Source organism: Kribbella sp. NPDC050470, assembly GCF_044458365.1.
In the GTDB taxonomy this organism is placed as follows: Bacteria; Actinomycetota; Actinomycetes; order Propionibacteriales; family Kribbellaceae; genus Kribbella.
Genome location: NZ_JBITHV010000008.1, coordinates 386732 through 406923, shown reverse-complemented (window position 1 = coordinate 406923; position 20192 = coordinate 386732). Strand labels below are relative to the sequence as shown.

Here is a 20192-nt window from a genome sequence, read left to right as displayed (position 1 = left end):
TCAGCTGACGGTCAGGACCTTGGACGCCGTCTGCGTCCCCTGGTGGTCGGCGTCAGCTAGCCACACCACGCGGTACGTGTAGGTGCCACGCGCCGTCGGCTTGATGCTGAACGCGTACTTCCCGTTCGTCGCGAGCTTGCCTGTCGTCACCGCGACCCAGCTCGTCCCGGAGCGCCGCTGCAGGTACACGGTCATCCCCGCGTGCGGCGGGTTCAGGTACCCGTACAGCGCCGCTGCCTGGCCCAGCGTCACCGCACTCGGCAGCAGGTACGCCGACATCGCCGGCTGCACCTGGACGAGCAGCGCAGCGCTCCGCGTCCCTAGCAGCCCGGTCGAGCCGTTGTAGCCCCACATGTAGTACGTCGACACCGACGGCTTCTGCGCCGTACTCACGACGCCGTTCGCGTCCGACGTGAAGGTCCCGGCCACCGACCACTTGGACGCGGTCTTCGCCTTCGCGTACAGGACCACCGGTACGCCGGCCAGCTTGGCGCCGTCGTTGATCCGCGTCACCGTCGTGCTCAGCGTGGACGTGCGGGTGTACATGATCGAGGCCGCGCTGGCGGTGATCGTGGCCTTGGTCCCGATCAGCCGCGTGTCGACGCCCGGGCCGATCTTGCCGGTGCTGTCCTTCACGAACGCCCGGTACGCGTAGCTCGCCGAGTTCGGCAGGCCGGTCACGGTGAAGTAGCTCGCCGCGCCGTTGTAGGCCGCCGCACCCGACGTCGGCAGCGCCGGCGGCGTGTTGCCCGAGGCGGCCCGGACGATGATCTGGCCGAGCGTGGTGTCGGCCGGCTTGGTCCACCGCAGCGTCGCCGCGCCGACGCCACCGGTCACGCTGAAGCTGCTCACCGGCGGTGGCGGAGCGGTCAGGTCGACCCAGTTCTTGTCGATGTTGACCTCCACACCACCGTTCGTCTCCTTGACGTTGCCCTGGTACTGGTGCACCTTCTGGTGGTTGGCCCAGTACGTCGACGGGATGAAGCGGCTGGTTCCCGGCGTCGAGCCCCAGTGCGCGAACCACAGGTTGTCCGGCTTGGTGTACGCCGTATTCGTGTAGGCGCTGACCAGGTCCGCGCCGCCGGAGCCGGCTGCGACGTACGCACCGCCGACGTACCCACGGGCGTTGAGCTCCTGGGTCCAGCCGCTCAGGTAGGACAGCACCGCGGCCTTGCACTCTGCCGTGGAGGGGTAGCCCTCGATGTCGCTGTAGATCGCACTGCGCTGCGCGAAGCCGAGCGCCTGCGCGGACGCGACGGCGTTGGCGGCGGCCGCCTTGCCCTGGGCCAGCGCGGTCGCCGGGACGGTCGACATCTTGCTGCTGTACTCCGTGCACGGCGCCTGCATGCCGACGTCGATCAGCAGGAACTGCCAGCCCTTGGCGGCGTTCGTGGAGACCCAGCCGGCGGTCAGGTTCGGCTGCTGGCAGGCGCGCAGGCCGCCGCTGATGTAGATGCCGACCATCTTGTACGTCGGCAGCCAGGCGTCCATAGTCGACTGGCTCGGCGCCGCGCAGGTGTCGAAGGCGTTGCCCTTGTAGGTGCCCGAGGCAACGATGGACGCGGCGACCGCGGCCGGCTCCTGGACCGTCTGGGCGGACTTGCTCTTCGTCACGACCCGGCCGGTGGCCAGTACGTCGTTCGCCGCCTGCTCGTCACCCGGTGCGTAGTAGGCGGTCGCGAGCACACCGGCGTCCTTGACGACACGGCGCTCCAGCCCCGGCGTGGACGGCTCGGCGGTGGTCAGCGGCTCGAGCACGATGCCCTCGCTGCGGCCGACCTGATGCGCGGGGCAGTCGGCCTGCGCGTTGCTGCGGCCGAGGTATACGGCGGGGCGGTCGAAACGGACGCAGGTCGCCGGATTGGCGGCCACGTCGACGACCGGCCAGCTCGCCGGCACCTTCACCTCATAACCCCGGTAGGACACGGTTTTCGTTTCATCGGCGGCTGCTGGGCGAGTGATGGTCACCACCGCAACTCCACCGGCAATCAAGGCGAAGGCTAACGCCACCACCCAAGGCTTCTTCAGCCTCACTGAAGCTCCTCACTTTTCGGCGACGGCCGGTCCCGAAAGCGCACAGAGCCCCCCAGTCCCAACCCCGGATCCCAGGCAGTGTCCGGCAATCCACCGCCGTCGCGAGCAGGTGCTCGGTGCGGTGCATCGGCGTGCTGGAGCGAAGGTCTCGATGCGGATCCATCGTGGCCTTTGCTCCAGCACGGCGAGGTGCCGTGCCGAGTGCCGCGCAGTAGGCGGGGGATTGCCGGACACTGCCTAGTCAAGGCGAGTGCGACTGGCTCTGTCGAAGAGCCTGTGGCACTCGCCTCGATGCACAGATGCTATCGATGCAGCTCAGCGCCGGGATTCCGGGTTTTGGACTGCTCGATCCATAACGTGTTACGGTGGGCGCATGCCGAGGCCGAGGACGTTCGACGAGGACCGTGCCGTCGATGCCGCGATGAAGGCGTTCTGGACGTTCGGCTACGAAGGCACGTCGACGCAGGACCTGTGCGAGGCCACCGGGCTGGGCCGGAGCAGCATCTACAACACGTTCAGCAGCAAGCGCGACTTGTTCGACCGGGCCCTGCGCCACTACATGGACACCCGGAACGCAGCCCAGCTCGAGCTGATCCAGCGCGCCGACCTGCCGATCCGGGAACGCATCCGGGAGATCCTGTGGGACGCGGTCGAGCCGGCGGCGACCGATCCGCTCGGCTGCTTCGTGGTCAACACCCTCGTCGAGCTCGCGCCCCACGAGCCCGAGATCGCCGAGCTTCTCGAACGCGACAACCTCCTGAGGGTCGAGGCGCTCACCACCGCCATCAGCACCGCGCAGGCTGCCGGCGAGATCGATGCCGGCCATGATCCGGACGCGCTGGCCAGGTACGTCTTCGTCGTACTGAGCGGTCTGCGCGTCTCGGCCCGCGCCGGAGCGACAACCGCCGCCCAAGAGGCTGTCGTGGCGGCGGCCCTGCGAACCCTCTGACCTGATTCCGCTGACCTCGGTGCCGCACGTCCGCGTTTTGCACCGATCGATCCACTATGAGAGGAACCCGATGCCGCTCGCTGTCTACGTCCTCGGCCTGGCGATCTTCGCCCAGGGGACGTCCGAGCTCATGCTGGCCGGCCTGCTGCCCGAGATCGCGGCCGATCTGGACGTGTCGATCCCGGCCGCGGGCCTGCTGATCTCGGCGTTCGCGGTCGGCATGCTGGTCGGCGCACCGATTCTCGCCGTCGTGACCCTGCGCTGGTCCCGCCGCGCGACCATGCTGGCCTTCCTCGCGATCTTCGCCGTGGCCCACGTCGCGGGGGCACTCACACCCGGGTACGGCGTACTCCTCGCGACCCGGATCGTGGCGGCGTTCGTGTACGCCGGGTTCTGGGCGGTCGCCGCGGTCACCGCGATCGGGCTGGCCGGTCCGGCCGCGCGAGCCCGCGCGATCAGCATCCTGGCCGGTGGCCTCACCATTGCCGGCATCGTCGGCCTCCCCGCCGGCACTGTCGTCGGTCAGCACCTCGGCTGGCGGGCCGCGTTCTGGGCGGTTGCAGGATTGTCGACAATCGCCATGGCCGGTGTCATCGCGACGATCCCGGGCGGACGATCGGCCAGTACGCCGGAACTCCGCCAGGAGCTGCGTGCGATGACGAACCCGGCCTTGTGGCTCGCCTACGCCACCACCGCGCTGTCGACCGGCGCGATCCTCGTCGTCTTCGCTTATCTCGCTCCCCTGGTGACCGACGCGACCGGCCTGTCCGCAGGCTGGGTCCCGATCGTCCTGGCGCTGTACGGCGTGGGGGCGCTGGCCGGCATCACGATCGGTGGCCGGACTGCTGACGCCCGTCCCTTCGCGACGCTGCGAGTCGGCCTGACCGGGGTGATCGCGGCGTGCGTCGTACTCGCGGTGTGGACCGGGACCGCGTGGGTCGCCGTCGCCGCCGTGGCCGCGCTCGGCGGGTTCGGGTTCGTCAACAATCCGGCGGTGAACGCGCGGGTGTTCGCGGAGGCCGAGTCGGCGCCGACGCTCGCGGCCGCCTTCAACGTGTCCGCGTTCAACGTCGGCATCACGGTCGGGCCGTGGTTCGGCGGGCTGGCGATCGACGCCGGCGCCGGCTATGGAGTGCTGGGCTGGATCGGCGCAGCGCTCGGAGTGCTTGCCTTGGGCACCGTCCTGCTGGCGAGCCGAAGCAACGCGCCGGACCGAGAGCTTCAGCGGGTGTAGCTGAGCGCGGTCTCGACCGCGGGCCGGTACGACGTCCAGTCGGCAGAGCCTCGGGCCGCGAGGTCGGTGGCGATGCGGTAGATCAGGGCGCGGACGAGCATCTGGCCCCACTCCGGCAGGTGCGCCCATCGAGCAGCCAGCGCGGGCTGAGCGCCGTACCAGCAGAGGGCGTCGACTATTGCGACGGCCGCGGCCCAGGCCGGTGGACGCCAGTACACGGGCCAGTCGATGATCGCGGGCGGCAATCCGTCCGCGAACATCACGTTCCCGAGGAGATCGCCGTGCACGACCTGTGCCGCCGACTCCACCGGCTGCCGGGCGTCGATCAGCATGCCCAAGAGCTCGTGGCTGCCGTCGAGCGGCAACTCCTCCCAGGCGACCCGATCGCCGTACGTCCACGGATCGTCCCGGACTTCCAAGAAGTCGGGTCGCGGCAGGTCCGCCACCGCGGCGTGGAAGGCAGCGCCAGCCTCGAGTACGTCGTCGGGCCGCCGCGCATCGGTCGCCCCGGCCAGCGACGAGCTCGCCTCCCACCCATCCACGACCCACCCGCCGTCCAGCGCTCGCACAGGCTGGGCCACTCGAAACGCAGCGGCATCGACCAGCCCAGACAGCACCGAAGCCCGCCACTCGGCTTCGGGCACGAAGTGCGCCGGCTTCAGCACCACCTCACCGACCCGCCACGTCTCCCCCTGCCCACCCGGCAGCAACATGGCCGCACCCGTCATCCCAAAGGCATCCAACACAGCACCCGGCGGAGGTTTCACTCGCCCGATGGTAGTCCCGCGTCAGCCAACGTTGGGGTCGTCACGCCGGTTTGTGTGCATCTCGACAGGAGGTGTCTGGTCCTCGAGCCCGATCCCCAGTCGGTTCAGGCGCGGAGCGGCCGGCCGTGGGTATATACGTACTGTCGAGCTGCACCGAAGGCCACCACGCTCCCGGATCCCGGTCCGCCTCCGCACCATGACAACCCCGCCCGGCACCACATCTGACCGACCGGGGCAATTTCACCGGAGAACCCCGCAACTGCACCGTTCTCCCCCTCGAATACCGAGGGAGAAGGACCAAACCAAGGGAGAACCCCGCAGATACCTCCCACAGTCGGCGGCCAGATCCTCGACCGTCGGGGACTCGCGGACGCTGATCAGCTTCTTCGGCGAGCGGACCCGGGAGGCGGGGCCCTTTCCCCGGAGCCGCCTGCGGCTCCGGATCCAGGACCCCACACCCGTCTACCCGTGGTCGCTTGTCTGGCACACCTCGAATCGGCACCCCGGCCTGACCACCCTCATCGACCACCTACGCCGTACGCCACTACCCACAACCGACGGACTGTGGCTCCCGAAGATCCTTCGGGATTAACTCACGCCACCCCCACAACATCCTCTTTTCTTCCTGCTCCCGCAGGGAGCAGTCAGCTCCTCGTCTGCTTCTTCGTCGCCGGGTCCTTCGCGGTGTCGTCGGCGAGCTTCTGCATGCGGTTGCAGAACTCGTCGGCGTTGATCCGGGCGGCAGCGAGCTCGGCGAAGATGCTGCGGGACGGCTTGTCCATCGTCGAGTACCAGGCCGCGAAGTACGTCGACCAGTTGTTCGTGGCACCGGACTTCAGCAGCGCGTCGGACGACGCCGCGCCCGGGCTCAGCTTGATGCCCTCGGTCGCGCCCTTCACGATCGTCGGCGACCCGGTCAGCTCGGTGAACTTGCCGGCCGCCTCCTTCGACAGCATGATCCGCAGGTACTCCAGCCCACCGGCCTTGTTCTTCGCCTTCGACGGCACGATGAAGTTCTCACCGGCGGCGATCCGCGCGCAGTCGACCGGCAGCTTGGCGCCGTCGAGCAGCGGCGTGTACGTCGCCGTCGTCTCGAAGTCCTTCGGCGCCACGGTCTTCTGCTCGTTCTCCAGCCACGAACCCGACGGGATGAACGCCGCCTTGCCCTGGTTCCAGGCGGTCTGGGACTGGATGTGGTCCAGGCCCTCGGTGCCCTGCATGATGTAGCCCTTGCCCTTGAGCTCCAGCAGGGCCTCGGCCGCCATCTTGATCGACGCGTGCTTCCACGCGTTCGGCTCCAGGCCGTCGATCGCCTTGATGACGTCGTGGCCACCGTGCTTGACGGCCATGTCCATCACGACGCCGCCGATGTAGTTGCCGTGCTTGCCCTGGTGCGCGATCGGCGCGATGCCGGCCTTCTTGATCTCCTCGCACAGCGTGAGGAACTCGGCCCAGGTCTTGGCCGGCTCCCAGCCGTTCTTCGCGAACAACGGCTTGTTGTACCAGATCGCGTAGACGGTCAGCACGTACTCGAGCACGAGCGGCTTGCCGTCCAGCATCGCCGCCTCGAGGGCGATCGGCTCGAGGGTGTCGCGGACCTTCTTGTTCGCGTCGTCGATCGAGGGCGCGTCGAACACCTCGGTCAGGTCGGCGAGCTGGCCGCTGCTCGCGAGCGTCGACATCGGCAGCAGCGAGGCGCCGGAGTTGTCGATCACGTCCGGCGGGTTGCCGCCGTTGAAGCGCGGCTGCAGCTGCGGCGTGATGTCGGTGATACCGGCGTGCTTGATGCTGGTCTCGGAGAACTTCTTCTTGTACAGGTCCTCGTGCGCTTTCGCGTAGTCGTCGCCGTACCCGCCCTTGAAGATCACCACGTCCAGCGGGTCGGAGCCCTTCACGCCGAACGGGTTGTCGGCCGTCTTCTCCGCGCCACCGCCGCCGGAGCCACCGGAGTCACTGCCACCGCTGGCACAGGCCGAAAGCAGCGTTCCGCCCCCAGTGGCCAGCAGCGTGCCGACCGCCGCGCGCTGCAGGAAAAGCCGGCGCGACAGGTTGTCACGAGTGGTCATCGATCCGCCCTTCGAGGAAACATCCCTTGACCGATGGCGGAAATATTCCGTCATTCCCGCCCTGTTTGGGAAGAATTTTTCCTACCTCTCCCCCGGTGTCAAGGCTGTTCGACGGAAACTTGCGCCTTTGTTGCCTTGCCGCTGGTCGGGGCAGCCATCAGGCCCGCCTTGGCTGCGACGCCCAGCAACAGGGGCAGCAGACCGGTGAACGTCCAGACCAGTCCGACGCCTGCGGCGAACCAGCCGACGACGGCGGGACCGATCAGGATTCCGGCGTACGTGAAGGTGGTCAGCCGGGACACCGCGGTCGCTGCGTCGGCACCGTTGGTCTGGCCGACCGCGCTGAAGATCAACGGCAGTAGGACCGATCCGCCGAGTCCGACCAGGGCGAATCCCGCGATCGCGGCCGGCCACAGCGGTACGGCGACCACCACGGTCAGCCCGATCACGGCCACCAGTGCGGCGACGCGGAACAGGACGTCGGCGCCGTACCGCTCGGTCAGGCGGTCGCCGATCAGGCGGCCCGCGGTCTGGAAGGCGGTGAACGCGGTGAACGCGAGCCCTGCCGTGGCGAGTGTGGCACCGCGGGACTCGTGCAGGAGTACGCCGCTCCAGCTGATCACGGCCGCTTCGCCGATCATCACCACGAACCCCATCGCCCCGAAGACCAGCACCGGCCGGGTCCAGCCGCCCGACGAACGCTGCTTGCTGGGCGCTTGGTCAACCTCAGGCGGAAGTAGCCCCGGGGTCGCGACCAGTCCTGCGACGAGCAGCAGGGCGCCAACCACGACGAACTGCGCGCCGATGCCGACGCCGGCCCGGGTGACGCCAGCGCTCACCAGCGAAGCGAGTACGGCGCTGACGCTCCACGCGGCATGGCAGCCGCTCATGATCGGGCGGCCACGCAGACGCTCGACGGCGACTGCGTGCGCGTTCATGGCCACGTCGACCGCGCCATGGACGAGGCCCATCAGCGCTACGGCGATGCCGAGTTGGACTGTCGAGCGTGCGTGACCGACGGCGGCCAGCAGGACCGGGAGCAGCGCGAGGGCGACGCGGATGAGTCGCCGGGTGCCGACCCGCGCGGCGAGCCCGCCGACGAACTGCATCGAGATCAGCGCCGCCGCGCCGAACAGGGTGAGCACGACGCCCAACTCGCTCTCGCTGAGCTGGTGCTCGACCTTGATCGACGGGATCCGGGCGAGGTAGCTCGACACCAGGCACCCGTTGACGAAGAACACCGCGGTGATCGCCCACCGCGCTCGACCGACGTTCATGACAGCCTCCTGACTCGACCTGGTTCTTGTCGGCGACGTCGGAGTCGGTCGGCGGATGTTGTCATTTCGGCGCGGCGGGTCTCGGGAGTGTCGGTGGCGGGTCTTAGCATTCGGCGGGTGACTGATGTGGAGCTCTTCGGGGACCTGGACACGGCAGCGCTGCCGGAGCGGCAGCAGCGGATGCTGGTGGTGATCCGCGATTGGGTGGTCAGGTACGGCTACGCCCCCAGCAGCCGGCAGATCGGCGACGCCGTCGGGCTGCGTTCGTCCTCGTCGGTGTCCAAGCACCTCGCCAGCCTCGAGGACAAGGGCTTCCTGCGCCGCAGCCCGTCGGTCTCCCGGCCGATCGACGTCCGGATGTTCCTGCAGGAGACCGCAGCGCGGGACTCCGGCGAGAGCTCGGTGCCCGTGCCCGTGGTCGGTGACATCGCGGCCGGTACGCCGATCGCCGCCATCGAGCACGTGGACGACGTGATGCAGCTGCCGCGCGAGCTGACCGGGCGCGGCAACGTGTTCGGCCTGCGGGTCCGCGGTGAGTCCATGATCGACGCGGCCATCTGCGACGGCGACATCGTCGTGGTCCGCCAGCAGTCCGAGGCGCACTCCGGCCAGATCGTCGCCGCGATGATCGACGAGGAGGCGACGGTGAAGGTCTACCGCCGCCGCAACGGCCACGTCTACCTCGAGCCCCGCAACCCGGCCTACGAAGTCATCGACGGCGACAACGCAGCCATCCTCGGCATCGTCGTCTCGGTCCTACGCAGCGTCTGACGTCCCCGCCGTCGAGTCCGCTCGGTGCTCGACTGGCCGCTTTACACCGAAGAGGACCGAAACGCCCGGCACGGTCGACAGGAGCCAGGCGAGGGTGGCTGACAGCACGAAGGCGGTCGGCAGGAGTACGGCGTACTTGGACCAGATCCCCGCGTCCCACTCCACGACGTAGAACGCGATCAGCAAGATGATCGGCTGGTGTACCAGGAAGAACGGCATCGCGGCGCGTGCCACCGGCGTCGGGAGCGGTCGCCCGAAAGCACGGAGTCGCATGCCACCACCCAGTACGGCGACCAGCCAGCCCCAGACCGCCAGCGTGATCAGCGGTGAGTACCAGACGTACGGCCACGAGTAGCCGGGGTCCTCCCACCAGCCTTCGAGGAAGTCGATGATCCCGGTCACCACGCCGGTGACGAACGCGACGATCCCGAGCACGAGCCCTGGTACGGCGTCCCGCCGTACCGCCGCGATCAGCCGGCTGTCGGAGAAGACCAGCGCGCCGACCACGAAGAAGTCGAAGAAGAACACGAACTCGCCCCAGCCATGCTCCGGCCCGGGCGCGGCCAGCAGCAGAAGATGGACCGGGATCAGCGGAACGGCCAGCAGCAGGATCGATCCGCGCCGCGTGCAGCGCTCGGCGATCCAGCCGACCAGGCGCCGGCCGTGCGGACCGCGCAACCACAGGAAGATGGGCAGGCCGAGCAGCGCGAACTGCAGCAGGTAGACGAGGAACCACAGGTGATAGGTGTCCCGCAGCCACAGTGGCGGGTCGCCACCGAGGTCGCTGAAGAACGTCTTCACATCGCTCAGGAACGACGCGTCCGACTCGCCCTTGTGGTGCTGCTCGAGGTAGTACTGCGGCGGCGACAGCAGCACGTACGCGACCGCGAACGGGAGCAGCAGTCGGAGCAACCGCTCCCGGACGAAGCCACCCGCGGTCCGCCACCGCAGCGCCAGCCACGCGCCCCCGCCGGACAGCAGGAAGAAGAACGCCAGCCCCCACAGCCCCAGGAACGCGATCCCGATCGAGATCCCCTCGCTCGTCTCGGCGTTCTTGACGTGCCAGTCGCCGTCGTCGAACGGCCGGAGCGTGTGGAACACGAACACCCCGAACACCGCCAGCACCCGCAACCAGTCCAGGTACGACAGCCGGCCCACCCCTTCACCCATGCGGCAAGAATGACCCTCCAGCGGGCCACTTCCCAGAGCCCGTGCTTTGGCGCTAACATCGTCGAATGGCGATGACAACGCGGACCGAGGATCCTGAGGTCGACGAGGCTGCTGCCCTGAGCGTGGCGGCCTGTCTGTTTCACGGGTTCAGCGATGCTTCCCGGCTGGCGATCGTGCGGCATCTTGCACTCGGCGAGCATCGGGTCGTCGACCTGACCGAGCACTTGGGGCTGGCGCAGTCGACGGTGTCGAAGCACCTGGCCTGCCTGCGCGACTGTGGGCTGGTCGAGTCGCGGCCGCAGGGGCGGGCCTCGCTGTTCAGCCTGACGCACCCCGAGGCGACGCTGGAGTTGCTGTCGGCTGCCGAGCGGCTGCTTGGGCTGACCGGTGACGCGGTCGCGTTGTGCCCGGTCTACGGCACGGCTGCCCGGTCATGAGCGATCAACCGCTCCAGATCACCCCGAGTGTTTGGACAGCCGATCCCGAGGCGCGCCGTCGGCTTAGTCGGCGGGCGCAGCTGCTGGCCGGAGCCTCGGTCACCTACAACCTGATCGAGGCGGTAGTCGCGATCACCGCAGGACTCGTCGCCGGGTCGGTGGCCCTGGTCGGGTTCGGGCTCGACTCGGTGGTCGAGGTGTCGAGTGGGCTGATCATCCTGTGGCAGTTCCGGCACCGGCTGCCCGAGACGCGGGAGCGCCAGGCGCTGCGGCTGCTCGCGTTCTCGTTCTTCGGGCTCGCCGCGTACGTCGCCTTCGAGTCGGTACGGGCGTTGATCGCCGGCAGCGACCCGGACGCGTCACCGGTCGGCATCGGCCTCGCGATCGCGTCGCTGATCGTGATGCCGGTGCTGTCGTGGGCCCAGCGCCGTACCGGCAAGGCCCTCGGCTCGAACGCTGTCGTTGCCGACGGCACCCAAACCCTCCTCTGCACCTACCTGTCCGCCGTCCTTCTCGTCGGCCTCGTCCTCAACGCCACCCTCGGCTGGTCCTGGGCCGACCCGATCGCCGGCCTCGTCATCGCCGCGGTCGCGGTCCGGGAAGGCATCCAGGCCTGGCGCGGCGAAGGCTGCTGCGCCCCGGTCGGCGGCGGCTGCACCGACGACTGCTGCACCGACGGCTGCTGCACCGACTGACCGCGGGACCGAGGTCCCGAAGGGTTGGGCCTTCCGGCTCTGCCCGGGCGGGTCCCGTGGCGCGTTGGATAGGACGTGTCGTGGGAAGGGAGGTCCGATGCCGGCGTCCGAGCAGGCTCGATCGACGAATGGTGGTGATCAGTCCAGGCGGGCCGGCCTCGTCGGGCTCGCGCAGCATGAGGGGTCTGCGCGGTCCGACGCGGTCGAGCCCAGTGGACTGACGGCCGGAGCGTTAATCCGGCTGGCCGGAGCGCTCGACACCACGGTGGCGAACCGGATCCGGCGCGTCCCGGTCCGCGGCTCGTCGGCTCTGCACCCCGTCCTCGACCACCTGCGGGAGGACGAGTGTCTCGACCTGCTCGCACATGGCGGCACCGCCCGGATCGCGTTCGTCATGACGGGACGGCTGGCCGTCCAGCCGCTGCAATTCACGCTGCACGAGCGGAAGCTGGTCTTCCGCACCGACGCGACCGACCCGATCGTCCGGTACGGCGACGGTCCGGTGGCCGTCGAGGTCGAGCGGCTGGACGCGGCCGACCGCGAGGGCTGGAGCGTGCTGGTCTCGGGGCGCTGCTCGGTGCACGCGTGGGACGGCGCGGTCGACGAGGTGCTGGTGGTGATCGAGCCGGAGCACCTGAGCGGGCGTCGCGTCCGCGTCTGGTGACCCCGGTGATCGCTTCAGGTCCGGCGCCGGCGCTTCGCCCGCTCGACGGCGTACACGGCGGCCTCGGTCCGGCGTTCCATGTCGAGCTTGCGGAGTAGCCCCGACACGTAGTTCTTCACCGTCTTCTCGGCCAGGAACATGCTCTGCGCGATCTGGCGGTTGGTCTTGCCCGCCGCGATCTCGTCCAGGATCCGGCGTTCCTGCTCGGTCAGCGACTGGTAGCGCGGGTCGTCCTCGATGTCGGGCGGGTTGCGCAAACGTTCGAGTACGGCGGTCGTCATCGCCGGATCCAGCAGCGACTCCCCCGCTGCGAGGCGCCGTACCGCGCCGACCAGATCGGTCCCGCTCACCTGCTTCAGCAGGTACCCGGCCGCGCCGGCCATGATCGCGGTGAACAGCGCCTCGTCGTCGGAGAACGAGGTCAGCATCAGGCACGCCGGCGGCTCGTCCATCACCGAGCGGACCTCCCGGCACACCGTGATCCCGTCCCCGTCCGGCAGCCGCACGTCCAGGACGGCGACGTCCGGCCGCAGCGCCGGGATCCGCGCGACCGCCTCCGCCGCGGTGGACGCGTCGCCCACGACCTCGACGTCCGGCTCGGCCTCCAGCAGCTGCCGCAGGCCCAGGCGCACGACCTCGTGGTCGTCGAGCAGGAACACCTTGATCACTCGCTCAGCGTAAACCGGCGCAGCCTGGGAAGGCGCTGAACGTCGGGCACCTGTCCGTCCGGTGGACGAGGCGGACCGGCTGCGCCGGGTGACGCCGCTGCGACCGTGGGCACCCCTGCGCGGGCGCCGCCTGCTCCCCTGGGGCCTGCGCCCGCGCCAGGTCGGTGCCCCCGGCAACTCTCCCCCACCGGGCGGCCACGTTTTGTACCGTGGTCAGGGTGACGCCAAAGGGGACCTGGTACGACGACGCGCTGCTGAACGCCGTGGTCGGGATCGGCGCCGACCTGGACCTCAGCAGCACGCTCGACCGGATCGTCACCGCGGCGTGCGAGCTCGTCGGCGCCCGGTACGGCGCGCTCGGCGTGGTCGGCCCGGACGGCAAGCGGCTGGTCCGGTTCATCCCGCACGGCGTCACCGCCGAGGAGATCGCCGCGATCGGCACGTACCCCGAGGGCCACGGCCTGCTCCGGCTGTCGATCGACCACCCGGGCCCGCTCCGGCTCCACGACCTCACCCAGCACCCGCAGTCGTTCGGGTTCCCGCCCAACCACCCGCCGATGCAGCGCTTCCTCGGCGTGCCGATCCGGACCCGGGACCACGTCTTCGGCAACCTCTACCTGACCGAGAAGGCGGACGGCGCCGAGTTCACCGACGACGACGAGCGCACCGTGACCGCGCTGGCGGCCGCGGCCGGTGTGGTGATCGACAACGCCCGCCTGTACGCCGACACCGAGCGCAAACGGCGGTGGCACGAGGTCACCGCCGAGATCACCCAGCTCATGCTCGGCGACTTCGAGCTGCCGGACGCGCTGCGGCTGATCGCCCGCCGCGCCCGCGAGGTGTCCGGGTCCCGGGTCGGCGTGATCATGCTGGTCCGCGCCGACGACCTGGTGATCGAGGCGATCGACGGGCCCGAGGAGTTCGAGCAGTACGCCGGCCGGCACGTGCCTTCCGACGTACCCTGGCTCGGCGAGGTGCTGCGCGGCGACCGGCTGCTGGAGATCGACGACCTCGCCCAACTGGTGAAGGAAAGCGGCCGGCAGACCGACGCGCCCGAGCTGCAGTCGCTGGGGCGAACGATCATGGCGCCGCTGCCGGCCGGGACGCACGCCACCGGCGGGCTGCTGCTGGTCGCCGCCGAGCGTGGGGCCGACCTCGAGGACGGCACGGACCTGGTCCAGCTGTTCGCCGACCAGGCCACGCTGGCGCTCGACCGCGCGCAGGCCCAGCGGGACCAGTCGATGATCGCGGTCCTGGAGGATCGCGACCGGATCGCTCGCGACCTGCACGACCTGGTCATCCAGCGGCTGTTCGCGACCGGCCTGCAACTGCAGGGCATACACCGGATGGTCTCTCCCGACGTCCAGGAGCGCATCGGCCGCGCCGTCGAGGACATCGACGCGACCATCCGGGACCTGCGGGCCGCGATCTTCGAGCTGCACCACCAGCCCGGCCGCCGGTCGCTCCGGGCGGACATCCAGGAGCTCGTTGCCGAGTACGCCGGACCGCTCGGCTTCCGGCCGCGCCTGACCTGCGCCGGCCCGCTGGACACCGCCGTACCCGTGACCGTGCGGCCGCAGATCCTGGCCGCGATCCGGGAGGCGCTGTCGAACGTCGTACGCCATGCCGAGGCGACCCAGGTCAGCGTCGAGGTGACGGCCGCCCATGGGGAGGTCGTCGCCCGGGTCTCCGACAACGGCATCGGGCTCGCCGACGTCGAGCGTCAGAGTGGTCTGCGGAACCTCCGCGAGCGTGCCGAGAGCCTCGGCGGTTCGGTCCGGGTGGACTCCCGGCCGTCAGAGGGCACCGTGCTCGAGCTGCGCGCTCCGCTCGGCACCTGACTCCCCTGCAGACCGCCGGGACGCGGCGTTGTCGGTGGCAGCAGCCCTCCCAAGTGATGCCACCTGTAATCCGGCCCCGGCGGTCCGCCAAGGTCCCCCTTCTGTCTCCAGAGTGCCGCCGCGACCGCGCCCGCCGCCAGGGCCGAAGGTCCCGAACTCCAGGGACTGCGCACAGAGCCGTCGTGGTCTTACGCTGAGAGACGTGCGCACCGATCACCCCGAATCGCGTGTAGTCCACGAGCAGCCCACCGCCGTCCTGCGGGCGACCCTGCACCACGACGAGGTGCGGGGCTGGTTCCGTACGGCGTTCGACGTGGTGGCCGAGTACCTGCGCCGGCACGGGATCGCGCCGTGCGGCTTCCCGTTCGCCCGGTACCACGTCCGGACCGACGGGTTCTTCGAGGTCGAGGCCGGGTTCCCGGTGGCCGTGCGGATCAGCGGCGACCGCCAGATCGTGCCGTCCAGCCTGCCCGGCGGGCACGTCGTCGTCGCCTGGCACAGCGGGACCTACGAGCAGCTCGGTGACGCCTACCGGGCGCTCGACGACTGGCTGGACGCGGAGCACGGCGCCCGCGCGGGCGACGCCTGGGAGGTCTACCACGACCCGCCGAACCGCACCCAGCGCTGGCGCACCGAGGTCATCCAGCCGTTCACCCTGAACTGAGGAGTCTCGTGGCACCCTGAAGCATGCGGATAGTGATCGCGCTCGGGGGGAACGCATTGCTTCGGCGTGGTGAGCGCCCGGATGCCGACGTACAGGTCGCGCACCTGGCCGCGGCCGCGCCGGCCTTGGCCAAGGTCGCCGAGGACAACGACGTCGTCATCGTGCACGGCAACGGCCCACAGGTCGGGCTGCTCGCGCTGGAGAGCTTCGCCGACACCAGCCTGTCCAAGCCGTACCCGCTGAGTGACCTGGTTGCGGAGACGCAGGGCGTGATCGGGTACTGGGTGCAGCAGGCGCTGACCAACGCGGGCCTGAGCCGGCGCGCCGTCACGCTGGTCACCCAGACCGTGGTGGACGCGCACGACCCAGCGTTCAACGTCCCGACCAAGTACGTCGGCACCAGCTACCCCGAGGAGCGAGCGCGCCAGCTCGCCTTGTCCTCCGGCTGGTCGGTGCGCCAGGACGGTACCGAGTGGCGACGAGTCGTGCCGTCCCCCGCGCCCCAACGGGTCCTGGAGCTCGACGCGGCCGACCTCCTGCTCCAGAACGGCGTCACCGTGATCCTGGCAGGCGGAGGCGGCGTACCCGTCATCGAGGGCCCGACCGGCCTCAAGGGTGTCGAGGCCGTCGTGGACAAGGACGCGACCGCTGCGCTCATCGCCATCGAGCTCCGGGCCGAAGTCCTCGTGATGCTCACCGACGTACCGGCCGTCTACCTCGACTACGGCACCCCGACCCAACGCGCGCTCCACAAGGTCGACGCGGAAACCCTCGCCGGGCTCACGTTCCCGGCCGGCTCGATGGGCCCGAAGGTCAGCGCCGCCCGCCACTTCGTGGAGATCACCCACGGCCGCGCCGCCATCGGCTCCCTCGACGACACCACCGCAGTCGTCACCGGCACCAGCGGCACCCAGATCGAGCTGTAACGCCTGGCGGCGTGCAGGCACTGACTGTGCAAGGACGCATTCGTCAGGAGGGGCCAAGATGACCGAGTACGGCGATCTACGCGCGCTGTTCGTGAACTGCACGTTGAAGCGGTCACCGGCGGTCAGCCACACCGAAGGGCTGATCGAGGTGAGCCGCCGGATCATGGAGAAGCAAGGCGTCGAGGTCGACGTGATCAGGGCCGTCGACCACGATATCGCCACAGGTGTCTGGCCGGACATGACCGAGCACGGCTGGAAGACCGACGCCTGGCCGGCGATCCAGAAACAGGTGATGGCCGCCGACATCCTGGTGATCGCCGGGCCGATCTGGCTGGGCGACAACAGCTCGGTGACCAAACAGGTGATCGAGCGCCTCTACGGCAACTCGTCGACCCTCAACGAGCACGGGCAGTACGCGTACTACGGCCGCGTCGGCGGCTGCCTGATCACCGGGAACGAGGACGGCGTCAAGCACTGCGCGATGAACGTGCTCTACTCGCTGCAGCACCTCGGCTACACGATCCCGCCGCAGGCCGACGCCGGCTGGATCGGGGCGGCCGGGCCGGGGCCGTCGTACCTGGACGAGGGGTCGGGCGGGCCGGACAACGACTTCACCAACCGCAACACCACCTTCATGACCTGGAACCTGCTGCACCTGGCCCGGATGCTGAAGGACGCCGGCGGCGTGCCGGCGCATGGGAACCAGCGCTCGGAGTGGGACGCCGGCTGCCGATTCGACTTCGAGAACCCGGAGTACCGCTGACCACTGTCCGGTACCGTCGGCAGGGTGGGGGCGGTCCTGCCGGCGGACGAGGTCCTCGTGGCCGGTCTGCGAGCCGGGGACGAGGAGACCTTCGCCTGCCTGCTCAACGGCTGGTCCGGGTCGATGCTGCGGCTGGCCCGGTCGTTCGTGTCCACCGCGGCGACTGCCGAGGAGGTCGTGCAGGACACCTGGCTGGCCGTGTTCCAGGGGATCGAGCGGTTCGAGGGCAGGTCCGCGTTGCAGACCTGGGTCTACCGGATCCTGGTCAACATCGCCCGCAAGCGCGGCGCCCGCGAGCAGCGCACGGTGCCGTGGACGAGCCTCGGCCCGGACGGCGGCCCGACTGTCGACCCGGGCCGGTTCCGCGGCCCCGACGACCTGTACCCGGGCGGCTGGCGCTCGTTCCCGGCGGACTGGCCGAGCACCGAGACCGAGGTGCTCGCCCACGAGATCCGGGCGACGGTCGCCGCCGCGATCGACAGCCTGCCGATCCGGCAACAGGTGGTGCTGACGTTGCGCGACATCGACGGACACGACGCCGAGGACGTGTGCAGCTTGCTTGACATCTCGATGACCAACCAGCGGGTCCTGCTGCACCGGGCCCGCGCGGCGGTCCGCGGCCGCCTCGAGCGGTACTTCAGCACCAGTGAGGTAGGGACATGACCTGCGCAGAGCTCGTCGAGCTCGTCACCGCCTTCCTCGACGGCACGCTCGACCCCGAGACCGAGCAGCGCTTCGTCGAGCACCTGACCCTGTGCGACGGGTGCTCGACGTACGTCGAGCAGTTCCGCCGCACCATCGCCGAAGTGGGCCAGGTCGAACCGGAGAGCCTGTCCGGCGAGACCCGCGACCGCCTCCTCGACGCGTTCCGGAACTTCCCCCGCGACTGAGCTGTAACGCCGGAACCTCCCGCCGGCACTGAGCACCCAAGGGAGGGATCATGCCGGACGTCGAATTCACCAACCTGTTCGTGGTCGCACTGATCGCGCTGCTCGCACCACTCCTGCTCGGACTGGCACCCCGGCTGCGCGTCCCGGCGGTCGTCCTCGAGATCGTGGCCGGCATCGTCGTCGGGCCGCACGGACTCGGTCTGGTCGAGGTGGATCTGCCGCTGCAGATCGTGTCGCTGCTCGGACTCGGGTTCCTGCTGTTCCTGGCCGGACTCGAGATCGACGTGCATCGGCTCCGCGGGCAGATCCTGAGACTCGCGGTCCTGGGCTACCTCGTCACCCTCGCGTTGGGTACGGCGGCGGGCGCCGGATTCGACGCGATCGGCTGGGTGCAGAGCCCGCTGCTGCTGGCCGTCACGTTGTCCGCGACCTCGCTCGGCCTGGTGGTGCCGGTCCTCAAGGACGCCGGCCAGGCCGAAGGAGCCGTCGGGCAGTTCACCATCGCGACGGCATCGGTCGCCGACTTCGCCGCCGTACTGCTGCTGTCGCTGGTGTTCTCGACCGAGGGCGGAAGTCCGGGTGAGCGGATCATCATGGTCGGGCTGTTCACGCTGCTGGTCGTCGTGGCCGGGATCGTGGTCGCCACGGCCGGCCGTTCGCAACGGATCGGCGGGGTGCTGGTGCGGTTGCAGGACACCACGGCCGAGATCCGGGTCCGGGCCGCCGTCGTCCTGCTGGTCGCGTTCGTCGCGCTGGCCGAGCAGTTCGGGCTGGAGACGATCCTCGGCGCCTTCCTGGCCGGCGCGGTCGTCGGCCTGGTCGACCGCGACTCGACCTCCCATCCGCGCTTCCGGATCAAGCTGGAGGCGCTCGGCTACGGCTTCCTGATCCCGGTCTTCTTCGTCACCAGCGGACTCCGGCTCGATCTCGGCGGTCTCGTCGACGATCCGGCGGCGCTGGCCCGGGTGCCGCTGTTCCTGGCCGCGCTGCTCGTCGTCCGCGGCGTGCCCGCTCTGCTGGCGATCCGGACCCTCGGCACCCGATCGAGCGTGGCCGTGGCGTTGCTGCAGGCGACCTCACTGCCGTTCATCGTCACCGCGACCCAGATCGGCGTGGCGACCGGGCTGATGGCACCGGTCACCGCCGCCGCTCTGGTCTGCGCGGGACTGCTGTCCGTGCTGGTCTTTCCTGCCGTTGCCCTGCTCCTGCTCAAACAGCCGGCCGAGGTCAGGCAGCCCGGCCGATCTTGAGGGCGGTGGCAGTGTCGACGACGCGGCGGGCCTGGAAGCGGGCGGCCTCCAGCGCGATGTCGCTGACGGGTCCGGTCGAGGTGACGTGCGAGGCGCCGTACGGGTTGCCGGACTGGTACTGGATCGGGTCGGCGTAGCCGGGTGGGACGATGATCCCGCCCCAGTGGTAGAAGACGTTGCTCAGCGCAAGGATGGTCGATTCCTGGCCGCCGTGCAGCGTGTTGCTGGCGGTCAGCGCCGAGTACACCTTGCCGGCCAGCTGGCCCTGCATCCACAGGGGGCCGGTCGCGTCGATGAACGCCTTGATCTGCGCGGACGGCGTACCGAACCGGGTGGGCGTGCCGAACAGCATCGCGTCAGCCCAGGCCAGGTCGTCATGACCGGCCTCGGCGACATCGGCGGTGGCCCGGAGGTGCTCACCCCAGGCCGGGTTCACCGCGATGGCGGTGTCCGGAGCGGTCTCGGCGACCTTCCGGAGCCGCACGTTGGCGCCGGCCTTCTCGGCGCCTTCGGCCGCGGCCTGGGCGAGTGCGTGCACGGTGCCGGTGGCGCTGTAGTAGATGACAGCCACGTTGACGGGTTCCACAGATACCTTCACTTTCGGGTTCGAGACTTCAGGGTTCGAGGTCCAGGACCGACCGCCCGGTGGCGAAGTCGGTCGGGACCGAGATCTGGTCGTGCGTGATCAGCCAGGCGCCGTCGAGCTTGCGGAAGCACGCCGTCCACCTGACCCAGTAGCCGGTCCGGTCGCCGGTCTGCAGCATGCCGCTCAGGCGGTTGACGGCGTACGCCACCGCCAGGTCGCCGTTCACGAGGACGGTCAGGTCGCGGACCTCGTAGTCGAGCTCGGCGTAGACCGTGAAGACCTTGGTCCAGTTCTGCAGCTTCGCCTCCGCGCCCAGGTGGCGCAGCGGCGGCTCGATGTCGAACGAGACCAGGTTCGGCGCGAACATCGTCCTGACCGCGTCGAGGTCCTTGGTCCGCACCGCCTCGACCAGCGTGTCGATCCGCTCCCGGATGTCGACTTCGTCCACTGCTTGTTCGGTGCTCATGACCACTCCGACGAGACAGCCCCCGAAAGTGTGAGGACCTCACACTTGGGTACGGCGTTTCGTCGTAGGGGTGT

The 20192-nt window shown here is 69.7% G+C and carries 21 protein-coding genes; 13 read left to right on the top strand and 8 right to left on the bottom strand.

Annotated features, from left to right (window positions below):
* Positions 1 to 2034, bottom strand: a complete 2034-nt coding sequence (locus ACIBGM_RS26120; protein ID WP_360523702.1) for a glycoside hydrolase domain-containing protein — start codon at positions 2032 to 2034, stop codon at positions 1 to 3.
* 373 nt (positions 2035 to 2407) lie between these two features.
* On the opposite strand from ACIBGM_RS26120, the gene ACIBGM_RS26115 reads away from it, so the two are divergent.
* Positions 2408 to 2983 carry a TetR/AcrR family transcriptional regulator gene (locus ACIBGM_RS26115; protein WP_396386990.1) on the top strand — a complete coding sequence of 192 codons (576 nt, stop codon included), beginning with the start codon at positions 2408 to 2410 and terminating at the stop codon, positions 2981 to 2983.
* 70 nt (positions 2984 to 3053) lie between these two features.
* Positions 3054 to 4217 (top strand): Cmx/CmrA family chloramphenicol efflux MFS transporter, encoded by a 1164-nt coding sequence (locus ACIBGM_RS26110; protein WP_396386989.1) that lies wholly within the window; start codon positions 3054 to 3056, stop codon positions 4215 to 4217.
* On the opposite strand, the gene ACIBGM_RS26105 is transcribed toward ACIBGM_RS26110, so the two are convergent.
* The 3 genes from ACIBGM_RS26105 to ACIBGM_RS26095 form a co-directional block, all read right to left on the bottom strand.
* A complete protein-coding gene (locus ACIBGM_RS26105) occupies positions 4205 to 4984 on the bottom strand; it encodes a TIGR02569 family protein (RefSeq protein WP_360523693.1) in 780 nt (259 codons plus the stop codon). The genes ACIBGM_RS26110 and ACIBGM_RS26105 overlap by 13 nt on opposite strands.
* 644 nt (positions 4985 to 5628) lie before the next feature.
* Positions 5629 to 7050 carry an N-acetylglucosamine/diacetylchitobiose ABC transporter substrate-binding protein gene (gene ngcE / locus ACIBGM_RS26100; protein ID WP_396386988.1) on the bottom strand — a complete coding sequence of 474 codons (1422 nt, stop codon included), beginning with the start codon at positions 7048 to 7050 and terminating at the stop codon, positions 5629 to 5631.
* Positions 7051 to 7148: 98 nt separating this feature from the next.
* A complete protein-coding gene (locus ACIBGM_RS26095; RefSeq protein WP_396386987.1) occupies positions 7149 to 8327 on the bottom strand; it encodes an MFS transporter in 1179 nt (392 codons plus the stop codon).
* A gap of 117 nt (positions 8328 to 8444) precedes the next feature.
* On the opposite strand from ACIBGM_RS26095, the gene lexA reads away from it, so the two are divergent.
* Complete coding sequence (gene lexA / locus ACIBGM_RS26090; RefSeq protein ID WP_360523684.1) at positions 8445 to 9098, top strand: transcriptional repressor LexA; 654 nt, start codon at positions 8445 to 8447, stop codon at positions 9096 to 9098.
* Here the strand turns inward: lexA and ACIBGM_RS26085 are convergent.
* A complete protein-coding gene (locus ACIBGM_RS26085; protein ID WP_360523681.1) occupies positions 9084 to 10268 on the bottom strand; it encodes an acyltransferase in 1185 nt (394 codons plus the stop codon). The genes lexA and ACIBGM_RS26085 overlap by 15 nt on opposite strands.
* 65 nt (positions 10269 to 10333) lie before the next feature.
* On the opposite strand from ACIBGM_RS26085, the gene ACIBGM_RS26080 reads away from it, so the two are divergent.
* The 3 genes from ACIBGM_RS26080 to ACIBGM_RS26070 all read left to right on the top strand — a co-directional run bounded on the left by ACIBGM_RS26080 (position 10334) and on the right by ACIBGM_RS26070 (position 12064).
* Positions 10334 to 10705 (top strand): metalloregulator ArsR/SmtB family transcription factor, encoded by a 372-nt coding sequence (locus tag ACIBGM_RS26080; RefSeq protein WP_360523678.1) that lies wholly within the window; start codon positions 10334 to 10336, stop codon positions 10703 to 10705.
* Positions 10702 to 11400 (top strand): cation diffusion facilitator family transporter, encoded by a 699-nt coding sequence (locus ACIBGM_RS26075; protein WP_396386986.1) that lies wholly within the window; start codon positions 10702 to 10704, stop codon positions 11398 to 11400. Before ACIBGM_RS26080 ends, ACIBGM_RS26075 begins: the two co-directional genes overlap by 4 nt.
* Positions 11401 to 11497: 97 nt before the next feature.
* The gene (locus ACIBGM_RS26070) at positions 11498 to 12064 is read left to right on the top strand and encodes a pyridoxamine 5'-phosphate oxidase family protein (RefSeq protein WP_360523672.1); all 567 of its coding nucleotides are present in this window, start codon (positions 11498 to 11500) and stop codon (positions 12062 to 12064) included.
* 14 nt (positions 12065 to 12078) lie between these two features.
* Here the strand turns inward: ACIBGM_RS26070 and ACIBGM_RS26065 are convergent, their stop codons facing one another.
* Positions 12079 to 12732 carry a response regulator transcription factor gene (locus ACIBGM_RS26065; protein WP_360523670.1) on the bottom strand — a complete coding sequence of 218 codons (654 nt, stop codon included), beginning with the start codon at positions 12730 to 12732 and terminating at the stop codon, positions 12079 to 12081.
* 218 nt (positions 12733 to 12950) lie between these two features.
* Here ACIBGM_RS26065 and ACIBGM_RS26060 point away from each other — a divergent pair, with 218 nt between their 5' ends.
* From ACIBGM_RS26060 to ACIBGM_RS26030, 7 genes are all read left to right on the top strand, one after another.
* Entirely contained in the window at positions 12951 to 14573 is a 1623-nt protein-coding gene (locus ACIBGM_RS26060) for a GAF domain-containing sensor histidine kinase (RefSeq protein WP_360523667.1), read from the top strand.
* A gap of 202 nt (positions 14574 to 14775) precedes the next feature.
* Positions 14776 to 15237 (top strand): GyrI-like domain-containing protein, encoded by a 462-nt coding sequence (locus ACIBGM_RS26055; protein ID WP_360523664.1) that lies wholly within the window; start codon positions 14776 to 14778, stop codon positions 15235 to 15237.
* 23 nt (positions 15238 to 15260) lie between these two features.
* The gene (locus ACIBGM_RS26050) at positions 15261 to 16163 is read left to right on the top strand and encodes a carbamate kinase (protein WP_360523661.1); all 903 of its coding nucleotides are present in this window, start codon (positions 15261 to 15263) and stop codon (positions 16161 to 16163) included.
* A 58-nt stretch (positions 16164 to 16221) separates the two neighbouring features.
* Positions 16222 to 16926 carry a flavodoxin family protein gene (locus ACIBGM_RS26045; protein ID WP_396386985.1) on the top strand — a complete coding sequence of 235 codons (705 nt, stop codon included), beginning with the start codon at positions 16222 to 16224 and terminating at the stop codon, positions 16924 to 16926.
* Positions 16927 to 16950: 24 nt separating this feature from the next.
* Positions 16951 to 17589, top strand: a complete 639-nt coding sequence (locus ACIBGM_RS26040) for a sigma-70 family RNA polymerase sigma factor (protein ID WP_360523655.1) — start codon at positions 16951 to 16953, stop codon at positions 17587 to 17589.
* Positions 17586 to 17816, top strand: a complete 231-nt coding sequence (locus tag ACIBGM_RS26035) for a zf-HC2 domain-containing protein (RefSeq protein WP_360523652.1) — start codon at positions 17586 to 17588, stop codon at positions 17814 to 17816. The genes ACIBGM_RS26040 and ACIBGM_RS26035 overlap by 4 nt, the downstream gene beginning before the upstream one ends.
* A gap of 50 nt (positions 17817 to 17866) precedes the next feature.
* The gene (locus tag ACIBGM_RS26030) at positions 17867 to 19066 is read left to right on the top strand and encodes a cation:proton antiporter (RefSeq protein WP_396386984.1); all 1200 of its coding nucleotides are present in this window, start codon (positions 17867 to 17869) and stop codon (positions 19064 to 19066) included.
* Here ACIBGM_RS26030 and wrbA read toward each other — a convergent pair.
* Together wrbA and ACIBGM_RS26020 are read right to left on the bottom strand one after the other, a co-directional pair.
* Positions 19044 to 19652 carry an NAD(P)H:quinone oxidoreductase gene (wrbA, locus tag ACIBGM_RS26025; protein WP_360523646.1) on the bottom strand — a complete coding sequence of 203 codons (609 nt, stop codon included), beginning with the start codon at positions 19650 to 19652 and terminating at the stop codon, positions 19044 to 19046. The two genes, ACIBGM_RS26030 and wrbA, sit on opposite strands and share 23 nt — an antisense overlap.
* 28 nt (positions 19653 to 19680) lie before the next feature.
* Complete coding sequence (locus tag ACIBGM_RS26020; RefSeq protein WP_396386983.1) at positions 19681 to 20118, bottom strand: YybH family protein; 438 nt, start codon at positions 20116 to 20118, stop codon at positions 19681 to 19683.
* Positions 20119 to 20192 lie beyond the last annotated feature (74 nt).

Coding starts and splice junctions, on each gene's coding strand:
- ACIBGM_RS26020 (WP_396386983.1), bottom strand. CDS start 20,118: ATGAGCACCGAACAAGCAGTGGACGAAGTCGACATCCGGGAGCGGATC.
- ACIBGM_RS26115 (WP_396386990.1), top strand. CDS start 2,408: ATGCCGAGGCCGAGGACGTTCGACGAGGACCGTGCCGTCGATGCCGCG.
- ACIBGM_RS26050 (WP_360523661.1), top strand. CDS start 15,261: ATGCGGATAGTGATCGCGCTCGGGGGGAACGCATTGCTTCGGCGTGGT.
- ACIBGM_RS26045 (WP_396386985.1), top strand. CDS start 16,222: ATGACCGAGTACGGCGATCTACGCGCGCTGTTCGTGAACTGCACGTTG.
- ngcE (WP_396386988.1), bottom strand. CDS start 7,050: ATGACCACTCGTGACAACCTGTCGCGCCGGCTTTTCCTGCAGCGCGCG.
- ACIBGM_RS26035 (WP_360523652.1), top strand. CDS start 17,586: ATGACCTGCGCAGAGCTCGTCGAGCTCGTCACCGCCTTCCTCGACGGC.
- ACIBGM_RS26080 (WP_360523678.1), top strand. CDS start 10,334: ATGGCGATGACAACGCGGACCGAGGATCCTGAGGTCGACGAGGCTGCT.
- ACIBGM_RS26085 (WP_360523681.1), bottom strand. CDS start 10,268: ATGGGTGAAGGGGTGGGCCGGCTGTCGTACCTGGACTGGTTGCGGGTG.
- ACIBGM_RS26030 (WP_396386984.1), top strand. CDS start 17,867: ATGCCGGACGTCGAATTCACCAACCTGTTCGTGGTCGCACTGATCGCG.
- ACIBGM_RS26070 (WP_360523672.1), top strand. CDS start 11,498: ATGCCGGCGTCCGAGCAGGCTCGATCGACGAATGGTGGTGATCAGTCC.
- ACIBGM_RS26075 (WP_396386986.1), top strand. CDS start 10,702: ATGAGCGATCAACCGCTCCAGATCACCCCGAGTGTTTGGACAGCCGAT.
- ACIBGM_RS26095 (WP_396386987.1), bottom strand. CDS start 8,327: ATGAACGTCGGTCGAGCGCGGTGGGCGATCACCGCGGTGTTCTTCGTC.
- ACIBGM_RS26110 (WP_396386989.1), top strand. CDS start 3,054: ATGCCGCTCGCTGTCTACGTCCTCGGCCTGGCGATCTTCGCCCAGGGG.